This is a genomic window from Acinetobacter sp. ACNIH1, assembly GCF_002934695.1.
Classification (GTDB): Bacteria; Pseudomonadota; Gammaproteobacteria; order Pseudomonadales; family Moraxellaceae; genus Acinetobacter; species Acinetobacter variabilis.
Map to the genome: position 1 here is coordinate 2,829,654 of NZ_CP026420.1, position 21,158 is coordinate 2,850,811.

General features: G+C 43.1%; 19 protein-coding genes and 2 pseudogenes. 7 read left to right on the forward strand and 14 right to left on the reverse strand.

Features of this window, described 5'->3' with window-relative positions; all coding sequences use genetic code 11:
* Window positions 1-328: 328 nt before the first annotated feature.
* Window positions 329-1,018, reverse strand: a complete 690-nt coding sequence (locus C3F22_RS13805) for a M23 family metallopeptidase (protein WP_034589860.1) — start codon at window positions 1,016-1,018, stop codon at window positions 329-331.
* 110 nt (window positions 1,019-1,128) lie between these two features.
* Between C3F22_RS13805 and C3F22_RS13810 the strand changes: the two genes are divergently transcribed.
* Complete coding sequence (locus C3F22_RS13810; protein WP_004781492.1) at window positions 1,129-1,569, forward strand: DciA family protein; 441 nt, start codon at window positions 1,129-1,131, stop codon at window positions 1,567-1,569.
* Between the two features lie 99 nt (window positions 1,570-1,668).
* Here C3F22_RS13810 and lpxC read toward each other — a convergent pair whose 3' ends face one another.
* The 7 genes from lpxC to murG form a co-directional block, all read right to left on the reverse strand.
* Window positions 1,669-2,571: a UDP-3-O-acyl-N-acetylglucosamine deacetylase gene (lpxC, locus tag C3F22_RS13815; protein WP_034580446.1), complete on the reverse strand. Its 903-nt coding sequence runs from the start codon at window positions 2,569-2,571 to the stop codon at window positions 1,669-1,671.
* Window positions 2,572-2,697: 126 nt separating this feature from the next.
* A complete protein-coding gene (gene ftsZ / locus C3F22_RS13820; protein ID WP_004781488.1) occupies window positions 2,698-3,885 on the reverse strand; it encodes a cell division protein FtsZ in 1,188 nt (395 codons plus the stop codon).
* Window positions 3,886-4,044: 159 nt separating this feature from the next.
* Window positions 4,045-5,307 (reverse strand): cell division protein FtsA, encoded by a 1,263-nt coding sequence (gene ftsA / locus C3F22_RS13825; protein ID WP_004781486.1) that lies wholly within the window; start codon window positions 5,305-5,307, stop codon window positions 4,045-4,047.
* A 71-nt stretch (window positions 5,308-5,378) separates the two neighbouring features.
* Window positions 5,379-6,233, reverse strand: a complete 855-nt coding sequence (locus C3F22_RS13830) for a cell division protein FtsQ/DivIB (RefSeq protein WP_004781485.1) — start codon at window positions 6,231-6,233, stop codon at window positions 5,379-5,381.
* A gap of 3 nt (window positions 6,234-6,236) precedes the next feature.
* A complete protein-coding gene (locus C3F22_RS13835; protein WP_104426747.1) occupies window positions 6,237-7,166 on the reverse strand; it encodes a D-alanine--D-alanine ligase in 930 nt (309 codons plus the stop codon).
* A gap of 53 nt (window positions 7,167-7,219) precedes the next feature.
* Entirely contained in the window at window positions 7,220-8,668 is a 1,449-nt protein-coding gene (gene murC, locus C3F22_RS13840; protein ID WP_005232692.1) for a UDP-N-acetylmuramate--L-alanine ligase, read from the reverse strand.
* Window positions 8,669-8,680: 12 nt separating this feature from the next.
* Window positions 8,681-9,778, reverse strand: a complete 1,098-nt coding sequence (murG, locus tag C3F22_RS13845) for an undecaprenyldiphospho-muramoylpentapeptide beta-N-acetylglucosaminyltransferase (RefSeq protein ID WP_005232694.1) — start codon at window positions 9,776-9,778, stop codon at window positions 8,681-8,683.
* Between the two features lie 410 nt (window positions 9,779-10,188).
* On the opposite strand from murG, the pseudogene C3F22_RS13850 reads away from it, so the two are divergent.
* Window positions 10,189-11,057 (forward strand): annotated as a pseudogene (locus C3F22_RS13850) (MFS transporter).
* Window positions 11,058-11,097: 40 nt separating this feature from the next.
* Here the strand turns inward: C3F22_RS13850 and gshB are convergent.
* Window positions 11,098-12,045 (reverse strand): glutathione synthase, encoded by a 948-nt coding sequence (gene gshB / locus C3F22_RS13855; protein WP_004781477.1) that lies wholly within the window; start codon window positions 12,043-12,045, stop codon window positions 11,098-11,100.
* 130 nt (window positions 12,046-12,175) lie between these two features.
* On the opposite strand from gshB, the gene C3F22_RS13860 reads away from it, so the two are divergent.
* Window positions 12,176-12,370 (forward strand): DUF3565 domain-containing protein, encoded by a 195-nt coding sequence (locus C3F22_RS13860; protein WP_004781474.1) that lies wholly within the window; start codon window positions 12,176-12,178, stop codon window positions 12,368-12,370.
* 122 nt (window positions 12,371-12,492) lie between these two features.
* Here C3F22_RS13860 and C3F22_RS13865 read toward each other — a convergent pair whose 3' ends face one another.
* Window positions 12,493-12,804 (reverse strand): hypothetical protein, encoded by a 312-nt coding sequence (locus C3F22_RS13865; protein WP_104426748.1) that lies wholly within the window; start codon window positions 12,802-12,804, stop codon window positions 12,493-12,495.
* Window positions 12,805-13,221: 417 nt separating this feature from the next.
* Complete coding sequence (gene pyrE, locus C3F22_RS13870; protein WP_004781471.1) at window positions 13,222-13,872, reverse strand: orotate phosphoribosyltransferase; 651 nt, start codon at window positions 13,870-13,872, stop codon at window positions 13,222-13,224.
* Window positions 13,873-13,913: 41 nt separating this feature from the next.
* On the opposite strand from pyrE, the gene C3F22_RS13875 reads away from it, so the two are divergent.
* Both C3F22_RS13875 and C3F22_RS13880 read left to right on the forward strand, forming a co-directional pair.
* Entirely contained in the window at window positions 13,914-14,732 is an 819-nt protein-coding gene (locus C3F22_RS13875; RefSeq protein WP_004781469.1) for an exodeoxyribonuclease III, read from the forward strand.
* Between the two features lie 474 nt (window positions 14,733-15,206).
* Window positions 15,207-15,557, forward strand: a complete 351-nt coding sequence (locus tag C3F22_RS13880) for a Spx/MgsR family RNA polymerase-binding regulatory protein (RefSeq protein ID WP_034705449.1) — start codon at window positions 15,207-15,209, stop codon at window positions 15,555-15,557.
* A gap of 85 nt (window positions 15,558-15,642) precedes the next feature.
* Here the strand turns inward: C3F22_RS13880 and C3F22_RS13885 are convergent, their stop codons facing one another.
* Window positions 15,643-16,080: a DUF2147 domain-containing protein gene (locus C3F22_RS13885; RefSeq protein ID WP_004781465.1), complete on the reverse strand. Its 438-nt coding sequence runs from the start codon at window positions 16,078-16,080 to the stop codon at window positions 15,643-15,645.
* A gap of 155 nt (window positions 16,081-16,235) precedes the next feature.
* Here C3F22_RS13885 and C3F22_RS13890 point away from each other — a divergent pair, with 155 nt between their 5' ends.
* Window positions 16,236-17,147, forward strand: a complete 912-nt coding sequence (locus C3F22_RS13890; RefSeq protein WP_104426749.1) for an alpha/beta hydrolase — start codon at window positions 16,236-16,238, stop codon at window positions 17,145-17,147.
* Window positions 17,148-17,218: 71 nt separating this feature from the next.
* Here the strand turns inward: C3F22_RS13890 and C3F22_RS13895 are convergent, their stop codons facing one another.
* Window positions 17,219-17,788, reverse strand: a complete 570-nt coding sequence (locus C3F22_RS13895; protein WP_004781461.1) for an FMN-dependent NADH-azoreductase — start codon at window positions 17,786-17,788, stop codon at window positions 17,219-17,221.
* A gap of 267 nt (window positions 17,789-18,055) precedes the next feature.
* Between C3F22_RS13895 and C3F22_RS18785 the strand changes: the two are divergent.
* Window positions 18,056-19,248: pseudogene (locus C3F22_RS18785) on the forward strand (GGDEF domain-containing protein).
* Between the two features lie 55 nt (window positions 19,249-19,303).
* On the opposite strand, the gene dsbD reads toward C3F22_RS18785, so the two are convergent.
* A complete protein-coding gene (gene dsbD, locus C3F22_RS13905; RefSeq protein ID WP_104426750.1) occupies window positions 19,304-21,148 on the reverse strand; it encodes a protein-disulfide reductase DsbD in 1,845 nt (614 codons plus the stop codon).
* Window positions 21,149-21,158: the final 10 nt, after the last annotated feature.

A 21,158-nucleotide genomic window follows, 5' to 3' on the forward strand; every position in this document is an offset into this window, starting at 1 on the left:
AATTGATCACTTATATGTATCATATTTACGGCTTATGCAGGTATGGCTCTGGCTGAATGCGGTTCTGGAGTACTATTTATTATCTAAATATCCATTGACACTTTATTACACAAAGTAACAAAAAGAAGTCAATGATGGCGATTTTTTATACGACAGTTATAATTCTCGGTGATAATATAATATCTAAAAGCAATTAGACCGAACTCCTTCTCTACTCCCTGGAAGAAATGTTCAGCCTAATTGCCTTAAAAGCGGTTTGATTGATATTTTATGAGTATCAAGTATCAGACGCATTAAAGTATTTCAGTTATTTTGAGCAAAGCTACGTTTAAGGTAACATTGCTAAATAAGTTGAAGGATTTTTACGTTGACCGTCTTTTACTACTTCATAGTGTAGATGAGGACCTGTACAACGACCTGTACAACCTACATTCGCAATATGATCACCGGCTTGCACCTGATCTCCCACACGTGCAATCAAGCGTGAAGCATGGGCATAACGAGTAAGGTATCCATTACCATGGTTAATTTCGACATACTGACCATAACCTGTACCCCAACCCGATTTGGTTACGATACCAGGACCAGTTGCGTAGATCGGTGTACCGCTTGCAGCAGCCAGATCCAGGCCTGAGTGATTTTCAGCACGGCCACCCATGGTACGACCACCGAAACTTGAGCTGACACGTTTCATGTCTGGTAATGGATGAGCCACTAGCCATGAATAAGGGTTATTTGAAGATGCAACTTTGCTGGATGAAGAATTGCCATATTTTTGGGCAATGGTCTGATTATTCAGTTCAACCGGTTTTTCACGTAGCTGAACATTTAATTTGGTTTGTGCGGGAATATCAATATCTTCAGGATGGGTATAAGAACCCTGCGATAAAGTACGTGTTAACTGCTCAAGACGGTCAGGTGTAGCATCTTGTTGATTCAGATCCACTAAATCTGCAAAAGCTACTGAAGCAGCTGAAACCGAAATAGAAAATGCCAATAGGATACGTCGCATAGGCATATGCATAAAAAACCTCTCTAAACTGCTAATCGAGTTTCTTGAAGATCTCTTCCTTGATATCCACTTTAAGAAGCGCATAAGATTAAGACATAAACATGTAGGAATTATGTATGTCGGAACCTGTCAACGTTTTTCAAAAAACAAGAAAACAGATAAAAACAGGAAACTTTTCGTTTCTCTCATCACAAGTTTCTGCATGGCAGAAGCTTACGAAACTCGTACAACCGCTATTGCCTCAACCCGAACAATGGCAAGTTGCCTGCTATCAAAATGGTGTGTTAACGATTACCGGTGAAAACCAAGCCATGATTTCTCAATTGGCCTATCTTCAAAAGCAATACATCTCACAACTCTCTCAAATAAACGAATTAAAAGATCTCACTAAAATCCAAGTTTGCTTAAGGAATCCATCCCCTGTTCAACCGGTTCCAGAAAAATCTGAAAGAGCCTTGAGTCCAGAAACACAGGAATTACTCCGCGGTGCTGCTGACTTTATAAGCGACCCTAAGCTTAGCCAAGCTTTACTACGTTTGGCAAGCAATAAAAAGTAACATTGCAATGAGATGTAATAAATTCCAATGTTGTTTTTATGTGACAGGTATCACATTAGATGCGGCTAAGTTATAACGCAAAGACACAAAGACAAGGACTTATGTCACAGTTACATAACTAATTGGACATTGAGTTACGTCATCAAATGTTACAATTTCATAGCTGCTTGGGTCACTTTTCACGTTACGCAATAGTTGGTTATTCAAAGCATGCCCTGATTTGTAGCCATCAAATTTGGCAATAATCTGGTGGCCTAGCAGGTATAAATCACCTACTGCATCCAGAATCTTGTGACGTACAAACTCATCCGAGAAACGCAAACCTTCTTCATTGACCACGCCGGTTTCATCTACACCGATCGCATTTTCCAAGCTTGCACCCAAAGCCAGATTATTGGCTTTCAAGTAGTCAAGGTCTTTCATAAAGCCAAATGTACGCGCTTCACTGACTTCATAAACAAAGGTTTCTGTAGAAAAATCGATGCTGGCAGACTGATGCTCTTTTTTGAAGGCAGGATGATCAAAATCAATAGTGAAATTTAGCTGAAAGCCGTCATGTGGGCTAAAAATTGCCCGTTTATCATCGATCAGGGCTTCAACAGGTTTAATAATTTTAATAAATTTCTTTGGTGCATCTAGTTCTTGCAAGCCGCCCTGCATGAGCAGATAAATGAAAGGTCCGGCACTGCCATCCATAATGGGAACTTCTGAAGCTGACACTTCAATAATCAGGTTATCAATACCTAATCCCGCAATGGCGCTCATCACATGCTCGATCGTACCGACTTTGGCATTTGACTGAACCAGATTTGAACACATGAAGGCTTCCTGGATCAATAGGGCATCCGCAGGAATATCGACAGGTGGCGCCAGATCAATACGACGAAACACAATGCCCCCATCGGCGTGGTGTGGCACAAAGTTAATCATAACCTTCTGCCCACTATGAAGACCGATTCCGCTCGCTTTCACGATACGTTGCAGGGTACGTTGTTTCAACATGCTTTTTATCATCTGTTCACCAATAAAACCGCTATACGTTAGCATATTTGGCCATTGATAAAAAACAAAAGGTGGCTCTGAAGCCACCTTTTCTGTGCAATCATAGTAAACACATGCTGTTACATATTACTTACGCTGTTGATTTTTAAGGTAATCTTGGATGCTCATTGGTGTTGGGCGTGGGCTAGAAACTGAAGCTGCAGGATTAGCTGCTGCACCTGCTTCATTTTGCTGACGCTGAATTGCCGGTACATCATCATCTTCAACTACTGCCGGAGATGATGATGGACGTGCTGCCTGTACATTCGCGCGTTTAGTTGGCTCAACCGAATCTGCAGCATGGCGAGTCAAACCAGTCGCAATCACCGTTACACTAATTTCATCACGAGCATCCGGATCAAATACTGTACCGTAGAAGACCTGACCTTCGTCCAGATCCACGATCTGGTTTACAACATCAGTAATTTCTTCAATTTCACCGAAGGTTACGTCATCACCGCCAGTCACGTTAATCAGAATACCTTTAGCATTCATGATGGTGACATTATCCAATAATGGGCTGCGAATCGCCTGCTCTGCTGCCTGACGTGCACGGTTTTCACCACGCCCCAAGCCTACACCCATCATGGCATAACCACGCGTACTCATTGCAGTTTTCAGATCGGCGAAGTCAAGGTTAATGTGACCAGGACGTACCACCAGATCAAAGATACTACGTACTGCATTCAACAGTACATCATCCGCTTTTTTATACGCATCCTTCATTGAAATATCACGAAAGACTTTCAATAGACGCTGGTTTGGAATGATGATCAGAGAATCTACGTGCTGTTCTAGCGCTTCAATCCCCTTCTCGGCAGATTGCAAACGGCGTTTACCTTCAAAGTTGAATGGCGTAGTCACGACACCAACAGTCAGGATGCCCATTTCTTTGGCAATTTCAGCAACGACTGGCGCAGCACCGGTACCTGTACCGCCACCCATACCGGCAGTAACGAATACCATATCGGTACCTTCAAGCTGCTGGCGGATCAGTTCACGGCTTTCTTCTGCTGCCGCTTGACCGACCTGTGGATTTGCTCCAGCACCCAGACCACGTGTACTTTGCTCGCCCAGCTGAATTTTAAATTCGGCTTCCATGCGATCCAGTGCCTGTTTGTCTGTATTGGCACAGACGAACTTTACGCCCTGGATATCGGACTGCAACATATGCTGTACAGCATTACCACCCGCACCACCTACACCAAATACAGTGAAACGGGCTTGACCATTGCTATCGCTATGATCTTCTTCGAAAAATTCAAATGAGGCCATGACCTATAAAATTCCTAATTCATAATTGGCAGTCACTAAGCCCGTATACTGCCTTAATCTTGATAAAAATTGTTTTTAAGAATGCTGCTCAAGCAGGCACTTGTCAAGTACAAGCCCGATTAACTACAACTTCCCAACAATATTCACAATAAAAATCGCTTAAAAGATCGCTTTTAACGTTTCGTTAAAACCTGACCATGCCCGTTTAATGCGCTGTGTAACTGATAACTTATCCCCGTCTTCAGTTTCAACGAGGGTTTCCTGGGTATCACTCTGGCTAAACATCAGCAAACCAGCCACTGTTGCGTACTGGGAACGACGTAAAGCTGCTTGGTGCTGTTCATCCGCATAGACCTGTACCGGCGGATTGCCCAGATGCGCGGACACACCCAAGGTACGACGTACAAAGCTGACCATACCTTCAATCTGACTGGCATCACCAGTCAGCACCACACCATGATAAAGGCCCTGCATTGCGCCATGGTTCACCAGTTCATCACGCACCAGACCCATGATTTCTTCATAACGTGCCATGATAATTTCAGTCAGTTCAATCCGGCTGATAGTTTGTGGTCCATCAATGCCCTGGAACTGAATCATATGCTCTGGTTTAACCACTTTCAGATCAACACAGCCATAGAGCAATTTCAGACGTTCTGCTTCTTCTGTGGTCGTCTGTAAAACCGCTGCAATATCACGGGTGACATGTTCACCACCACGCTGGATGGTATGGGTTAGCGCCAGACGGCCATCCAGATAAACAGCGACATTGGTGGTTCCCGCACCGATATCCACCAGACACACGCCATATTCTTTTTCATCTTTGAGCAGGCTGGCTTCAGCGGTAGCCAGACAGGACACCACCATTTTCTCCACACCAATATTGGCCCCTTTTAAAGCGCGGTCAATATTCTGCATGGTGCTGATCGGTAACATCATCAAATGATAATGCCCGGTCATGCTATGTGCCGACATACGGATCGGGTTGAGTACCCATTCCGGTGCATCATCCAGCTCGAAGCCCAAAGGCACCGCACTGACCAGATAATGATCTGAGGTGACATGACTGGCTTTGGCCAGCTCAAGTGCCCGCACCACTTCACTGGTCGTAATTGAATGTTCACTATTATCAATGGTAGTACTACCCGAGGCATAAAAGCTTTTTAATTCAGCACTTGGGATCGAAATCCACGCAGAATGCACACGACATTCAGCCATATCTTCCGCTTCTTGTACGGCGTTTTTAATGGCGGTAATGACTTTATCGAGACTGACAATTTTTCCTTTATTCATGCCTCGGTTACGAGCGGTCGCCATCCCAATCACTTGGATATTGTCTGGCGCGTGTACCTTACCAATCAAAACTGAAACTTTGTGTGTCCCAATGTCAATCGCCACAACCGAGGGAACAGCTTCACTCATTATTAACTACTACCATTACGTGTTTGTTAGATTTATGGCTTTATAAGGCCTCTAGTTTTTAAAGCCGGTCATTATGGCTTTACTGTTACATTATTCTCAACGCCCGTGTCATTAATGGTTACAATAAATTGACCATTTACAATTTTAGGCGGAATTGAATTTTTCCATTGAATCGCCAATCCATTACGATAACGCAGGTCAATCGCTGAAATTTTTGACCATACCGGTTTTAGGTCGCTATAGGACAGATGACTCAAACGTTGCAATTTGCTCATGGTCTGGTCTTTATCGACAATCACACGCAAACCTGAATCAAACTGCATAAACCATGTCATTCGTTCAGTTAAATATAATTCTTTTAAACGAATACCTTGTGGTAAAAATAACTGGTTGATTTCATTATAACGTCGCATCATGGTATTTGCATGAGTAGAGGGTCCATGCAGCAACGGTAAAGCTGAATAATCTTTAGGACTGACTTCAGTGAAAATAATGCCACTATCACTCAGCAGTCGTCCTGTACCCCATCGGGCAATAGCATGATGCGGCATTACCCGGACATGAATCTTGTCTGGCCAGGCACGAGATACCACCACACGGTCCACCCAAGACAATTCCAGTGCGCGGTCACGAATCGATTCCAGGTCCGAAGTGAAATAGTTTTCAGTCACAATCGGTGATACGTACTGTATGACCTGGCGCTCTTCAGCTGCTGAACGCGTTCCTGCCACTTTCAACTCTGCTACCTGAGCATCAGTCATCACCTTGTACAGGCCAAAAATCCCAAAAGCCAGCACCACCAGCGCGACACACAACAAGGCCCAACCACCCAGGTTGGTCAGTTTCTCTTTGCGTGTCGGCGGCTTGTCGTGAATTGAGGTAATCGCAGCACGTTTACGGCGCATGGTTGCTGGGAGTTGAGCCATAACTTAGTATGCCGCACCGTTTAATGTTTGTTCCAGAATCGCTACACAGAGCGTATCAAAACTATAGCCAATTGCTGCAGCCGCTTTTGGTACCAGAGAGTGACTGGTCATACCCGGAACTGTATTCACTTCCAGTAACCAGAACTTGCCCTGCTCATCCTGCATTGCATCAATACGGCCCCAACCACTTGCACCCACTGCCTGGAAAGCATGTAGGGCCAAGGCTTGCAATTCTTTCTCTTCAGATTCGCTCAAGCCACATGGAATGCCATATTCCACATCATTACGCTGATATTTAGCTTCATAGTCATAGAAAGCCACATCTTCTGGCGGTTGCAGACGAATGACAGGTAAAGCCTGACCATTCAGAATCACAATGGTAAATTCACGGCCTGTGATCCATTTCTCTGCCATAACCACGGCATCATGTTCAGTCGCTTTGGCAATCGCATCGGCAAAGTCTTCTACTTTTTCAACTTTACTCATGCCAATACTTGAGCCTTCGTGTACAGGCTTAATGATCAGCGGCAAATCTAGAGCAGATACAATTTCTTGAGCATTCGAGTTTTTGGTCACGATCCGGTATGGCGCAGTAGGTAATTCTGAACCCTGCCAAACCTGTTTGGTTTTGACTTTATCCATACCAATGGCAGAACCCTGTACGCCTGTACCGGTATATGGAATATTCAACCATTCCAGCGCGCCCTGAATCTGGCCGTCTTCACCGCCACGGCCATGCAATACCACAAACGCACGATCATAATTTACCAGCTCGGTAACACTACGCTCTTGTGGATCAAACGCTTCTGCATTGATCCCAGAACGCACTAATGCCTCAAGTACGGCGGTTCCACTATCTAGCGAAACCTCACGCTCTGCAGATTTACCACCCAGCAATACGGCAACTTTTCCGAATTTTGAAGCATTTGACACGTTTATATCCTTAAACTTTTTGAATCTGTTCAATTAGTCATAACATGACTATTTTACTTTACATATAAATGATTTTGAGCAAGTTCGATTGAGATTGCTCCAACATTACCTGCGCCTTGGGTTAATAACAAGTCATTTGCTTGCAATACCTTTTTCATCACCTGGCTCAGGTTCCCCTCGACCGGATCAATCAGAATTGGTTCAACTTCCCCACGTAAACGAATACTACGAGCCAATGCACGGCTATCTGCACCTACAATTGGCTTTTCCCCTGCCGGATACACTTCAAGTAAGAGCAGTTGATCGACTTGTGAAAGCACTTCTACGAAGTCATCAAAACAGTCACGGGTACGGCTAAAACGGTGCGGCTGGAACATCATCACCAGACGGCGATCTGGATGGCTGGCACGAGCGGCTTTAATAGTGGCTTCTACTTCTTTTGGATGGTGACCATAGTCATCGACCAGTTTCACATCACCGCCTTCAAGCTCGAATTGGCCTTGTACCTGGAAACGACGACCTACACCACTAAAGCCTTCCAGTGCGCGGCAAATAGCTGCATCGGATACGCCTTCATCTGTCGCAATACCAATTGCAGCCAAGGCATTGAGTACATTGTGCAGACCCGGTTGATTTACAGTAACACGTAGCGGCTCACGATCTTTACGTAATACGGTAAAGTGGCTGCGCATACCTTCTTGTACAACATCGACAGCACGAATGTCATTGTCTTCATTAAAACCATAAGTCAGTAATGGACGACCAATACGCGGCATGATTTCACGGATATTGGCATCATCACCACACACAACCGCCAAACCATAGAATGGCAGTTTTTGCAGGAACTGGATAAAGGTGTCTTTCAAGACATCGAAGCTACCCCCATAAGTATCCATATGGTCAGCATCAATATTGGTTACCACGGCAGCCATTGGTTCTAGATACAGGAATGATGCATCTGACTCATCGGCTTCTGCCACGATATAACGGCTCGCACCCAAAGCGGCATTCACACCAGTACGGTTCAGCAAGCCGCCGATCACATAAGTTGGATCCAGATTTTCTTCTGCTAACATACAAGTGATCAGACTGGTGGTTGTGGTTTTACCGTGAGTGCCTGCAACCGCGATTCCGTGACGGTAGCGCATCAGCTCACCCAGCATTTCTGCACGGCGGACTACCGGTGTACGGGTTTCAAGGGCTGCCTTGATTTCCGGGTTTTCCTTATCAATCGCGGTAGATACCACGATGACATTGGCACCTTTGATGTTGCTGGCTGCATGGCCGATATAGACCTTGATACCATTTTCTTCTAATTGAGCCGTAGTTTTAGAGGCTTTGATGTCTGAACCAGAAACTTTATACCCCTGGTTTTTCAGTACTTCTGCAATCCCACACATCCCTGCACCACCAATCCCTACAAAATGGATATGCTTGATCCGGCGCATTTCCGGGACTTTAATTAATTTCTTTGCTTGGTCTGCTGGGGTTACTGGAGACATAATTTACTCGGATTACAATTCTTGAATTAAACGGACCACATGCTGGGTCGCATCGGGTTGAGCCTGACGGCGTGCTTTTACCGCCATTTCCATCAATACCTGACGGTCAAGCATCGGCTCTAATAAGGTTTTTAAACTGTCTGGCGTCAAGGTGGGCTGTGGGCAGATTTTGGCTGCCTGCTGATTGGCCAGGAATTTGGCATTCGCAGTCTGATGGTCATCAACCGCACTTGGTAGCGGTACAAAAATTGCAGCTACGCCAGCAGTTGCAATTTCAGTAACCGTTAGTGCACCGGCACGGCAAATGACCAGATCGGCATCGCTATAAGCTTGAGCCATATCTTCAATAAAAGGCTGAACTTCAACCTGCAAGGAGGCTGGTTTGTCTGCATAACGTGCGCGCGTTGCTTCAGCATGATTTTGACCACACTGGTGATAAACATTTAACGGCACATTCAACTGTTTCAAGGCTTCCGGCACACGTTCATTTAAGGCTTGTGCCCCAAGTGAACCACCAACAATCAGAATTCGTAACGGCTGGCCAGCTTTTTCCCGCTCCTGATAACGCCAGGACGGATTTAAAATTTCTGTAATTTCTTTACGTACCGGATTCCCAGTGGTCACCACTTTATTTTGTGCCGGAAAAGTATCAGGAAAAGCCTGACATACTATTTTAGCGACCCGTGACAACTGGGTATTGGTAAAACCCGCGACTGCATTCTGCTCGTGAATAATCACAGGAATACCCAAGATCCGCGCTGCCAGACCACCCGGTCCTGCCACATAACCGCCAAAGCCTGCAACAGCTTCGACTTTGAGCTGTTTCATATGCTTCATGGCACTAAGAGTGGCTTTTAGAATTTTAAAGGGGGCCAAGGCTTTACGCACAAAACCATTGCCACGCACACCTTGAATATCGATTTGATAAATTGGAATATTATGGTTTTTTAATAATCGGTTTTCCATGCCTGCTGGTGTTGCCAACCAGGACACTTCGATTCCTTGTTGTTGTAAATCTTTTGCAACGGCTAACGCTGGAAACACATGTCCACCCGTACCTGCGGCCATCATCATGACATGTTTAGGCTGTTTTTGCTGAGCGTCGGTCACGGTCTAATTCTTCAATTTTAAAAATGAAACAGGAGGTCTAATTTAAGTCATCAATTGTAATCACAAACGCTTGCCCTTGAAAGTTTATTTACCTTATTTCAACAAGCGTTTCATTGTTTTTTTCATACTAATTTGAAGTTTAAACTAGTTTTATTATAAGGTCTGCATTTTTCCTTAGACTTAAGTGAAATATCAGCATAATTTTTGAATATTTTTCATTTGATCTTTTTTTAGCTATCCCCTAAATCTATATATTTTTCACTATTTACTGTCCGTTTTTCCATTTAATTCATCCTATTAACTTATGCCTAAATCATATAAATCTGAATAAAATTTTATGTTATCCCTATATCTAAATAAATTTTTTCAAATTGATCTGCATATTCCTTAAATGGATTCAAGCATTATAGATGTCAAAAATATCAATTCGTGACTTATGGATTATTTTAGCCGGTTATCTGGCGGCCATGCATGTCGGTAAACTGTCTGCTGTTATTCCCATTCTGCAACAGGATTTAGGCTTAAGTTTTACACAAACCGGGTTTTCTCTATCTTTAGTGCAAGGGGCTGGGATGCTGTTTGCCCTTTGTATTGGTGCTTTTTCGGAAAAAGTGAGTTTAAAGCGCTGCCTGATTCTGGCGTTAATCATTTTAGGACTGAGCAGTATCGCTGGCCTCTGGATTCAGCATGCCACAGCCTTATATTTCTTCCGCTTTACCGAAAGTATCGGATTTTTAACTATTTCCTTGTGTGCGCTGCAATTGTAAAACGGATCAGCCAGCCTGAAACACTGAATTTTAAAATGGGACTCTGGAGTTCCTATATGGGCGTGGGTGTCAGTCTGGCTGTTTTTATTATTCCTGTTTTACTCGAATACCTGAACTGGCAAAATATTTGGGCCATTCTCGGCAGTCTATGCTTGATTATTGCAGGCATCATTAAACGATATCTACAAATAGATTCAGCAGCATGTGCACCCAACAGGACGACTCAACCAGCACCATCAAATACTTCATTCTGGCAGATTATCATTGGTGGAATCATCCCGACCACTGTTTTTGCTATTACTTTGCAGCATGCCCCACGCGCCAATGCCGTAGCAGCCAGTATGGGTCTGGTTTTACAGCTTTCAGCCTGTGCTCAATTTTTTGGGCCGCCTTTGAGCGCAGCACTGGTTTCGACCACACAGAATTGGGCTTATATCGCGGCAGTTACCGCCAGCCTCTCCATATTAGGAATCTTAATGACCTTGTTTTTATTCAAGCGTTATGCCCAATAAAAAAGAGCCTCGGATGAGGATCTTTTTTATTATTGAAAGCTTAGGCTTGATCCAGACCGGCTTCCAGTACATCAAACAGATCATCTGCAATGGAGGTACCAAACTGGGTATCAATTTCACGGATACAGGTTGGACTGGTGACGTTAATCTCAGTGACATAATTACCAATCACATCCAGACCAACAAATACCAAGCCTTTTTCTCTGAGATAAGGACCCACTTGCGCTGCAATGGCTCTATCATTCTCAGTTAATGGACGCGCTTGACCTAAGCCACCTGCTGCCAGATTGCCACGCACTTCACCATTTTGCGGAATACGGGCCAGACAATATGGCACTGGTTCGCCATTGATCATCAGAATACGCTTATCCCCTTCTACAATTTCAGGAATATAACGCTGTGCCATAATCGGCTGGTTACCATTGTTGGTCAGAACTTCAATGGTTGAGCCGATATTAATACCATCCTGATAGATACGGAAAATTCCGGTGCCGCCCATACCATCCAATGGTTTTACAATCACATCAACATGTTCTTTTAAAAATTCACGGATCAGGCTTTGTTGCGACGTTACCAAAGTCGGAACTTGCAGATGCGGGAACTGAGTAGCAAACAGCTTTTCATTGCAGTCGCGCAGGCTTTGCGGTTTGTTGATAATCCATGCCCCTTCACGTTCTGCCTGTTCCAGAATATAAGTGGTATAAACAAAATTCATATCGAATGGCGGATCTTTACGCATCAGCACCACGTCATAAGCCGCAATCGACTCTTTTTTCTTTTCACCCAGTTCGTAGTAATGGTTATAGTCTTCAAATACCTGCAAAGGCGAGATCAGACCAAAGGCCTTACCTTGGTCGATATATAAATCTTGCTGTAATGCATAACCGAGTTCATGTCCACGGCGTGCAGCTGCCCATAACATGGCCATGGTTGAATCTTTTTTCAGGTTTACATTTTCGATGGGATCCATCACAACAAGTACGCGCATGTCTGTGTGCTCTTTCTTAAAAATACATTAGCAAGGAGTATAGCCTGTGCAGTTTCTTTTGTTTATGGTGATTTTGCATGACTAATTTTGTATAAATGCTTAAATACTTTAATCAACAAGAGCATTTATCATGCAGCAGGCAATTGTCGGCTTTCATCTGGATGAAGAAAATCATTGGGTCGCTGAACTGGCCTGTGGTCATGGTCAGCATGTGCGGCATGATCCACCTTGGCAAAACCGTCCTTGGGTCATGACCGAACAAGGCCGTAAAGAAAAACTGGGCGTCTTATTGGACTGCAAAAAATGTGAAATACACGAAGATTAATATCTTCTAAATCAAATCAGTATATATACTCACCCTGAGTATTTTATCTTGATATAAAATTGATTAAAAACCTGAATAAAAAATAATAATACCTTGTTTGCAAATGCATCTAATTTTATAATTTAACGATTATTTTTCGAAATCATGGTTCCCAGCATAATAATAAAGGTACTGACCCCACCAATCAGTAAACTCATCAGGGCAATTTCCAAGGTGATTTTATGATGCCAGCTCTGATCGGGAGTCCAAGGCAAATGCAAATTTTCCCCAAAGATAAAGTTAATAGTACATATAATCAGAAAACCAATTGTTGTAGAGATTAGTAAAGTCACCACTAGGTTTTTCCACATCTTGTAGCCCACTAGCATGACAATAATGGCTAAACCTACCACCATTATAATCGATACAAATAAAACACTGTTCCAGTAATCCATTCCTAGCACTCTTATTTTAAATTAATTAAAATTATGAAATTCTTATAATTAATTACTTAATGTTTATTTTAATATAGACGGATTACAATTTTTAAACAATGATCATAACTATCTTATTCATTTTATTTGTAAAGAGACTTTATGAGGTTTAATTCATGCTTTAATGAGTTCCTTTTAAAAATATTGTTCTTTTTTGATAGAAAAATTTTGATCAAGATTTATATATTGAGAAGAATATTTAGATAGAATTTAATTTTGAAGAAGATAATATAACTTATCGAATTTAAAGTTTATCTAGATCAAAATTTCTATCTTATTATTTCTTTCAAATACAGTCGCCTGAACAGAATTTTTCTTCCCATAAAAAGTAAAGCCTTAGATTACTAAGACTTTACTTTTTATCTGGTGAATCAGGTCTTAGATTCCGTATTTCACACGATAAGCTTCCATCTTCGCCAATGCATCATTATCGCCTTTTGCATCTAGGTAATTCATTAAATCTTTCATGGTAATCAGTGCATGTACTGGGATTTCTAGTTCTTTTTGCACTTCCTGAATGGCGGATAATTCACCTTGGCCTTTTTCCTGACGGTCAAGAGCAACCAGTACACCTGCAATTTGTGCACCAGCATTTTTCAGGATAGTGACCACTTCACGAATCGCAGTACCAGCTGTGATCACATCATCAATGATCCAGACTTTTTTCCCTTCCACTGAAGCACCTACCAGCACACCACCTTCACCGTGATCTTTGGCTTCTTTACGGTTAAAGCCCCACGGCACGCTCACGCCATGATTTTGAGACAGTGCCACTGCTGTAGCTGCTACAAAAGGAATGCCTTTGTATGCTGGTCCAAAAATCACTTCAACATTGTCACATCCAGTTAATTTTGCAGCATAGCCAGAAGCCAGTAATGACAAGGCTTCACCGTCATTGAGCAAGCCAGCATTAAAAAAATAAGGACTCACACGTCCTGATTTTAAAGTAAACTCACCAAATTTAAGCACACCACGTGATAATGCGAGTTCGATAAAAGCTTGCGGGTTAAACTGAGCTAGCGTTGACATGAGGTGCTCCTAAATCCATTAATTAAGGGTAAGACTTGCGCATGATACCAAAGAGTAGCTATCCAGGTGATCAAAAAATTCTTCGTGTCGTTTCAATTAATGTCAACGGTTTACGTTCCTCTGTCAGCAAGGGCTTGCTAGAGTGGATCGAACAGTCTGATGCCGATGTGATCTGCATGCAGGAAAGCCGGATTACCCATGCGCAGTGGACTGACAAATTCAAGCCTGAAGGCTGGTATACTCACCTGTTCCCTGCCGAGCGTCCAGGTTATGCCGGTACAGCGATTTACAGCCGTCTGCCTTTTGTTTCGATTACCGATGGGCTGGGTTTTGAACTAGCTGATTCTCAAGGCCGTTTTATCTCGGCAGAATTTGACTTGGGTCTGGAAAAAACAGCGCATATCTGTTCCCTGTATTTACCTTCAGGTTCTTCGGGCGATGAAGCGCAGGCACGTAAAGATCACTTTCTGGAAGAGTATAAAAAGATCCTGAAACAATGGCGCGATGAAGACAAATCCATCATTGTCTGTGGTGATTACAACATCGTGCATAAACGTATCGATATTAAAAACTGGTCCGGTAACCAGAAAGCATCGGGCTGCTTACCGCATGAACGTGCGTGGCTTGATCATATCTATGATGAACTGGGTTATGTCGATACGTTCCGTGAAGTCCGCAAAGAAGCCGAATTATACTCCTGGTGGTCAAACCGTGGACAAGCACGTGCCAAGAACGTCGGTTGGCGGATTGATTATCAGGCCTGCTCTCCAGACTGGAAAGAGCGCACTTTGAATGCTTGGGTCTATAAAGAACAATGGTTTAGCGACCATGCTCCCGTGATTATCGACTACAAATTATAAAGCCTCATCATTTAATTTAGTGAACAGTTGTTCACTCAATTAAAGCTTATCTCTTACATGACATGACGTATTTTTTGGGTTTATCTCAATGTAATAACATAGCATTATAGCGCTACGGCACAAGGACATGTCAGGACGACAACATAAGGACAGGACGCCGTAGGACGAAAATAAAACAGACTATAGATTTAGCTTGTTTTGCATGGATGTGACATTGGACGTTGGATTGAGACCCGCATGATCAGGATGATTAAATGCGGGTTTTCTATTTCTATCATTCCCAAATTTTTATTTTTCTTATTATTTAGATTGTTCTTTTTCTTGCTGCTCATATTAAAGCTGCTTGATGTCATTTTGATGACATGACTTTTCTGCTATTTAAAATTTTTTCCTTTTTTTCATTTGCTTTTGCATGGTCTGCTGCTGCCAATTTGGTTAAGCTAGTTCATGATTTAAATTTTTTAGATGGCAGCTATGTTAAAAATTTACGGAATTAAAAATTGTAGTTCGATGAAGAAAGCTTTTGATTTACTTAATGAATTGGGACTGGCCTACGAATTTCATGATTATAAAAAACAGGGCATCGATGCTGAAACTATCAAAACCTGGCTGGATGCCTTGGGTCAGGATGTAGTCCTGAATAAGAAAGGCACCACCTGGCGTAAACTTACTACTGAAGAGCAGGAAAATGCGCTTGCCAATGAAAATAATCTGATTACCACTTTAACTACTCATACCAGCTTAATCAAACGTCCAGTATTACAGACCGCAACTGGTTTTATCGCTGGTTTTGACGAAGCCGCTTATCGGGAGTTAAAAAACTAATCGTTCGATAAATGGGAAGAATAAAAAAAGCCTGACAGAGGTCAGGCTTTTTTTATGGTAGTTTTTAGAGAACGGTTCTGATCCATTATTTGGCACGAATCCAGGTCTGGTTACGACCTAAAGCAGACACGCCGATATAACCGCGTAGCTCAAGCTTCTTGCCACCATCTGTCAGGTTGCCTTTCAATTTGTAAGTTTTACCAGATTTTGGATCTAGGATCGAACCACTGTCATAGCTGGTTCCGCCTGTATTTTTCAGGCCTTTCACAATCGTCAAACCTTTCAGCGATTTATTGTGATACGGACCTTCACATTTTGTACAAGCATTTTCTTCACCCGGTGTTAATACCGATTGGATGCTTGCAGATAATGTCCCATTTTTTTGCTCAGTAAATTTTACTATAGCCTTTGGTTGTTTGGTTTCGTCGTCAATCGTTTTCCAAACGGTACCATTTAAAGGATCTGCAGCATTGGCCAGCGCAGATAAGCCGAGTAGTCCTAACATTAGCGTAATTTTTTTCATTTTTCTTCATTTCCCTAGTCTGAGATAGACCGATGTAGTATTAAAAAGTCACAACATTTTTGCAATTTTTACCTGTGACTATTTAGTGTAACCTTGTAAACATTGTTGGTAAATAATCAACATAATCAATAAAAGCAGAAAAAGATGGAAAGAAGATGAAGATGAGCCCCGTGACGAAACAATTAATTACAGAAAGTCTTTTAAAAGCGACCATCCGCGCGCCTAGTCGGTTCAATCTTCCTCCAAGCTCCTTACGGGTCGCACTGGAGCAGATGTGCAAGATTTTTCCGCAAGATAAGTCCGTACAAATCCGTTCGCTCCGGCTGGCAGGTGTACATGCCGAGGAAATCAAACCACAGCAGGAATCCAGCCAGCTGATTTTCCATATTCATGGTGGTGCTTTTTATCTCGGTTCCTTAAATACCCATCGTGCCTTTATGACCCAGATTGCCGCTCGCACCCAGATGCAGGTACTGCATATTGATTATCCTCTGGCTCCTGAATCTGCTTATCCTGAACCTTTGGAGGCCCTATTTGATGTCTATAATCTGTTATTAGATCAGGGCATTCAGGCTAAGGATATTATTCTGTCCGGAGATTCGTGTGGTGCTAATCTGGCGTTGGCATTGGCACTCAAATTACAGCAGGAAGGCCTGCCCCAAGTGAGTGGGCTAATTCTACTTTCCCCTTTCCTTGATCTGACCCTGACCAGTGAATCACTACGCTATAATCAGAAACATGATGCTCTGCTGTCGATTGAAACCCTGAAAACCGGGATTGAGTATTATGTACCGAGTGCAATGGATCGTGGCGATCCAGAGATTTCCCCATTTTTTGCCGATCTCAGTGGTTTGCCGCCGATACATGTACAGGTGGGATCTAAAGAGATTCTGCTGGATGATGCCACACGCTTCAAGGAAAAAGCGGAACAGGCGGGTGTCGAGGTTGAATTCAAGTTATATACCGGCATGTGGCATAATTTTCAGATGTTTAGTGCCTGGTTTGAAGAGGCTCGACAAGCGCTGGCGGATCTCTCAGAGTTTGCTCATCGTCTAGATCGAGACTAGAAATTTAGAAGAAGCCATAAAAAAGGTCAGCAATTACTGACCTTTTTTGTTCATTAATTTTCTATCGCTTTTTAGATCTGGCTTACCTGCGCCATCGCCGTTTCAATTGCCTGCTGTTTCGCAGCATCGCCCATATTGACGCCTTCAGCACGAATCACGTGCACATCAGTTACGCCAGTAAAGTTAAATACAGTTTTCAGGAAAGCTTCCTGGAAATCGACTGGGCTTTGTTCGCCATAAACACCACCACGGCTACTGGCAATATAGACTTTCTTTTCACCTGCCAGACCCACTGGGCCATTTTCTGTATATTTAAAAGTACGCCCTGCCACACTAATGCGGTCAATCCAGGCTTTTAAGGTAGAAGGTAGGCCGAAGTTATACATAGCGGCCCCAACTACCACGATATCCGCCTGTAAGTACTGCTGTAAAATCTGTTCACCTAAAGCCGCCTGCTCAAGATTCTGACCCATCAAAATTTCAGCAGTTAAATGTGGAATCGGCTGTGCAGCCAAATCCAGATATTCGAGCTCAACTGCTTCACCATGTTTCTGTTGAAGCTGTCCCACAATAGCTTGAGTCAACTGACGGGAAATAGAGGCATCACCTAAAATACTGGAATCGATCTGTAAAATTTTCATTGCTTAATTTGGTCCGTTCATTGTTCGGGAATAGACATAGCTTAATAAATTTTAAATAATGAAATAATGGGTTTAAATAAAACACTTCATTGCGTATTTAGAACAATAAATTCCCAACTTAATTTTTCTCCTTTTTTTTAATTTTTGATAAATATTGCTGATTATCAATGAATTAATTTTATGTTGTATTTCTGTAAATAATTAAAGCAATATTTTTTTTCTATCTTTTAAAAACTTAGCAATAACAATAAAGGTCAGACCTGTTGTATGAAGCGAATGTCAGCAGTATTACAAAAATTCCAGAATCATCGACTCAAGAAATATCTGATCGAAGATGAAGTAGTGATGAGCTGGGGGATTTTGAAAAAGTGTATCCTGATGCTGGCACTTGGCTGTGGCATACATATAAGCTGGCTAAGTTGGGATCTGTTTGTCCTGTCACATCCACAATACTGGCAGCATGTCCATATTGACGTTGTTCGTTCCCAGGTTCACATGAATGGCCTGTTTTTACTGGCGCTGGTTCTTTTGATTTATCCCTGTTATAAATTTCAGGGTAATGCGCTAATAGAACGATATTTTCCCTATCTGGCAGTGGGTATCTTTGTGGTTTCCCTGTGTCGGGATGCGTATATCGTAGGCATGATTAGTCCGGAGCCACAATTGCCTATGTCTGCCTGATGACGGTAGGACTGGTCCTGTTTCACCGGAGACTGATCTATAGCATGCTGATTCCGGCCTCACTGTTTCTGGTGACTTGTGCCTATTTAAGCTTTAACCAACAACTGCCTTATTCACCACTCTTTAATATTCAGGACCAGTTTTTCCATAATAGCTTCTGGCTATTATCAATGCTGTATTTTATCCTGCCGATTCTTGCTTTCTGCATGATTTTATTTGATATTTTACTCAGTCAATGGCGCTATCGTGAACAGCTGATTAACCATCTCAGCCAGATTGATCCCTTGACCAACTTGTTTAATCGCCGCAGCATTAATTAGTGTCTGGATCAGTTAAATAGTACTGCGACTTTTAACTATGCCCTGGTGCTGCTGCTGGATCTGGATCATTTTAAAAAGATCAATGACTACTATGGACATCACAAGGGCGATGAAACACTGGTACAAGTCAGTGCGGTACTGAACCAGCAATTACGTGAAAGTGATGTCGTCGGAAGGTTCGGTGGTGAAGAATTTATTCTGGTCCTGAATAATTCCAGCCTGGAAAAAGCTCAGCAGGTTGCAGAGCGTTGCCGAAGCGCGATCCGGCAACTACAGATTTTTAGTGATGAAGGACAGTTAATTCCGGTGACTGCCAGCTTTGGTATTGCTATTTCAAAACCAAAATTACGCCCGCAGCAACTCCTGAGCCAGGCCGATCAGGCCCTTTATCAGGCCAAAGCCGGTGGACGGAATCAGGTGAAATCTTATCTTGAACCTCTAAAAGTTCAACCGGCCTGATATTTTCGGCTTTATTCACTTTAAAGCATGTATCAGAAAAGTTTTAAAGTGAATGTTAGAGCTGTTCTAAACGCTGTAGCTGTGCCAATAACTCTGCTCCACTAAATGCACCTGTCAAACGTAAGCTGCGAATTTCCTGCTGCTGAGTATCGAGAAATAAATAAGTCGGTGGTCCCAGAATTTCCCATCGGTTAAGTAAAGTCTGATGGGTAGCATCATACTGACTAAGATCAAGCTTGATCAGAAAATAAGGGGCTAAGGCCTGCTGAACAGCAGCTGCCTTTAATACTTTATGTTCAATCGGCTGACAGGCCACACACCAATCAGCATAGACATCAATAATGACCTTCTGCCCTTTCGGTACTGTAGCCAGTAACTGTTCAAATTCAGTAGCTGTTTTTGCTATATGCCAACTCGCCTGTTGTTGGGCAGTTTCAACAAAAAAGCGCTGACTATGCTGATACTGACTATATGTAATATAAGGCACGGCGATAGCCAAACAGATGATATAAAGCCAGCGCAGTCCGGTATTTTTCCAGAATAATCGTGCCAGAACATAGGCAACAAAGCTTAAGCCCAGCCCTAGCGACAGCCACTGCAATGCAGCTTCTGAAATCAACGGACGGATAAAATACAAGGCCAGAGCCAGCATGATGAAAGCAAAAAGCACTTTCACCTGATTCATCCAGTGCCCGGCTCGGGGTAGAATGCGTGCCCCCATAATACTGGCCAGCAGCAACGGGGTACCCATACCGAAACCTAAAGTAAATAGGAGCACTGCGCCTTGCCATTGGTTCTGGGTCTGGGAAATAAATAATAATGCACCGGCTAATGGTGCCGTCATACAAGGCCCGACCAGCAAGGCAGAAACAGATCCCATGACCGCAGCGCTGACCAGAGTTCCCCCTTGCTGCATCGCCTGAACCCGGTCCAGACGCTGTGTCAGACGCTGTGGCATTTTAATTTCAAACAGGCCAAACAGGTTGAGGGCAAATACCACAAATAGTGCACTAAATGCCATCAGGGTGGCAGGTTGCTGTAACCAGCGCTGAAAGTTGAGTCCGGCTGAAGACGCGATCAAGCCCAGTACCGCATAGACTGTGGCCATACTGCTTACAAAGCTTAGGGCAATCATCCAAGCCTTGATGCCTTTGCTATCACGAACAATCAGTGAAGTCAGAATTGGCAGCATCGGCAAAGAGCATGGCGTAAATGCCAGCAAAATGCCCAAGCCAAAAAACAATAGTAATCCATAAGCTAGCGAACTTTCAGCGAGACGTGCAGACCATTGCTGATCTTGTGCCGAGTCGCTGCTGGATCGTGTAGAAATGACTTCGACGATTTTGCTGTCTGTATTTCCTGATTCTAGATCATCAGCAGAATTTGCCATAATCCGGTTGTGTTGCGAGGAAGAGCTGCTTAGATCTAGTAACCTTTTATTACCCGAGCTAGTAGATTCAGATTGCACCAGACCGGATAAGTCAGTCTTGAATTCAATGGTTTGAGGAGGATAACAAAGCCTGTCTTTGGCACAGCCTTGCCAGCTGACCTGATAAGTTTGACCCGCCTGTGTCGGAATCTGAACTTTTAATTGCTGATAATAAACCTGGGTATGACCATAGTTTTCATCATATAGATCTTCAGCGGGTGGTAATTGCAAGGTCATCGGCTGACTTCCCTGCTTTAGCTCTACCTTATGCTGATAAAGATAATAGTTTTGCGGAATTTCCCAGCTAAGTTCAGCCTGTTGCTGAGTGACTGAACTGATACTCAGAGGGAAAGCCTGCTCAGGCGAAAGCAAAGGTGCTTCTGCCTGAGCAATATTGCTAAGCAACACTGTGCCCAATAAGACTGGAGAAAATACTTTTCTCCCGATCTTAAATCGTAGTACTTTGGTCATATCGAAATAA

Coding starts and splice junctions, on each gene's coding strand:
- C3F22_RS13890 (WP_104426749.1), top strand. CDS start 16,236: ATGAAGATGAGCCCCGTGACGAAACAATTAATTACAGAAAGTCTTTTA.
- murC (WP_005232692.1), bottom strand. CDS start 8,668: ATGTCTCCAGTAACCCCAGCAGACCAAGCAAAGAAATTAATTAAAGTC.
- C3F22_RS13865 (WP_104426748.1), bottom strand. CDS start 12,804: ATGGATTACTGGAACAGTGTTTTATTTGTATCGATTATAATGGTGGTA.
- C3F22_RS13885 (WP_004781465.1), bottom strand. CDS start 16,080: ATGAAAAAAATTACGCTAATGTTAGGACTACTCGGCTTATCTGCGCTG.
- dsbD (WP_104426750.1), bottom strand. CDS start 21,148: ATGACCAAAGTACTACGATTTAAGATCGGGAGAAAAGTATTTTCTCCA.
- C3F22_RS13830 (WP_004781485.1), bottom strand. CDS start 6,233: ATGGCTCAACTCCCAGCAACCATGCGCCGTAAACGTGCTGCGATTACC.
- C3F22_RS13880 (WP_034705449.1), top strand. CDS start 15,207: ATGTTAAAAATTTACGGAATTAAAAATTGTAGTTCGATGAAGAAAGCT.
- C3F22_RS13810 (WP_004781492.1), top strand. CDS start 1,129: ATGTCGGAACCTGTCAACGTTTTTCAAAAAACAAGAAAACAGATAAAA.
- lpxC (WP_034580446.1), bottom strand. CDS start 2,571: ATGTTGAAACAACGTACCCTGCAACGTATCGTGAAAGCGAGCGGAATC.
- gshB (WP_004781477.1), bottom strand. CDS start 12,045: ATGCGCGTACTTGTTGTGATGGATCCCATCGAAAATGTAAACCTGAAA.
- C3F22_RS13895 (WP_004781461.1), bottom strand. CDS start 17,788: ATGAAAATTTTACAGATCGATTCCAGTATTTTAGGTGATGCCTCTATT.
- pyrE (WP_004781471.1), bottom strand. CDS start 13,872: ATGTCAACGCTAGCTCAGTTTAACCCGCAAGCTTTTATCGAACTCGCA.
- C3F22_RS13875 (WP_004781469.1), top strand. CDS start 13,914: ATGATACCAAAGAGTAGCTATCCAGGTGATCAAAAAATTCTTCGTGTC.
- C3F22_RS13860 (WP_004781474.1), top strand. CDS start 12,176: ATGCAGCAGGCAATTGTCGGCTTTCATCTGGATGAAGAAAATCATTGG.
- ftsA (WP_004781486.1), bottom strand. CDS start 5,307: ATGAGTGAAGCTGTTCCCTCGGTTGTGGCGATTGACATTGGGACACAC.
- C3F22_RS13805 (WP_034589860.1), bottom strand. CDS start 1,018: ATGCCTATGCGACGTATCCTATTGGCATTTTCTATTTCGGTTTCAGCT.
- ftsZ (WP_004781488.1), bottom strand. CDS start 3,885: ATGGCCTCATTTGAATTTTTCGAAGAAGATCATAGCGATAGCAATGGT.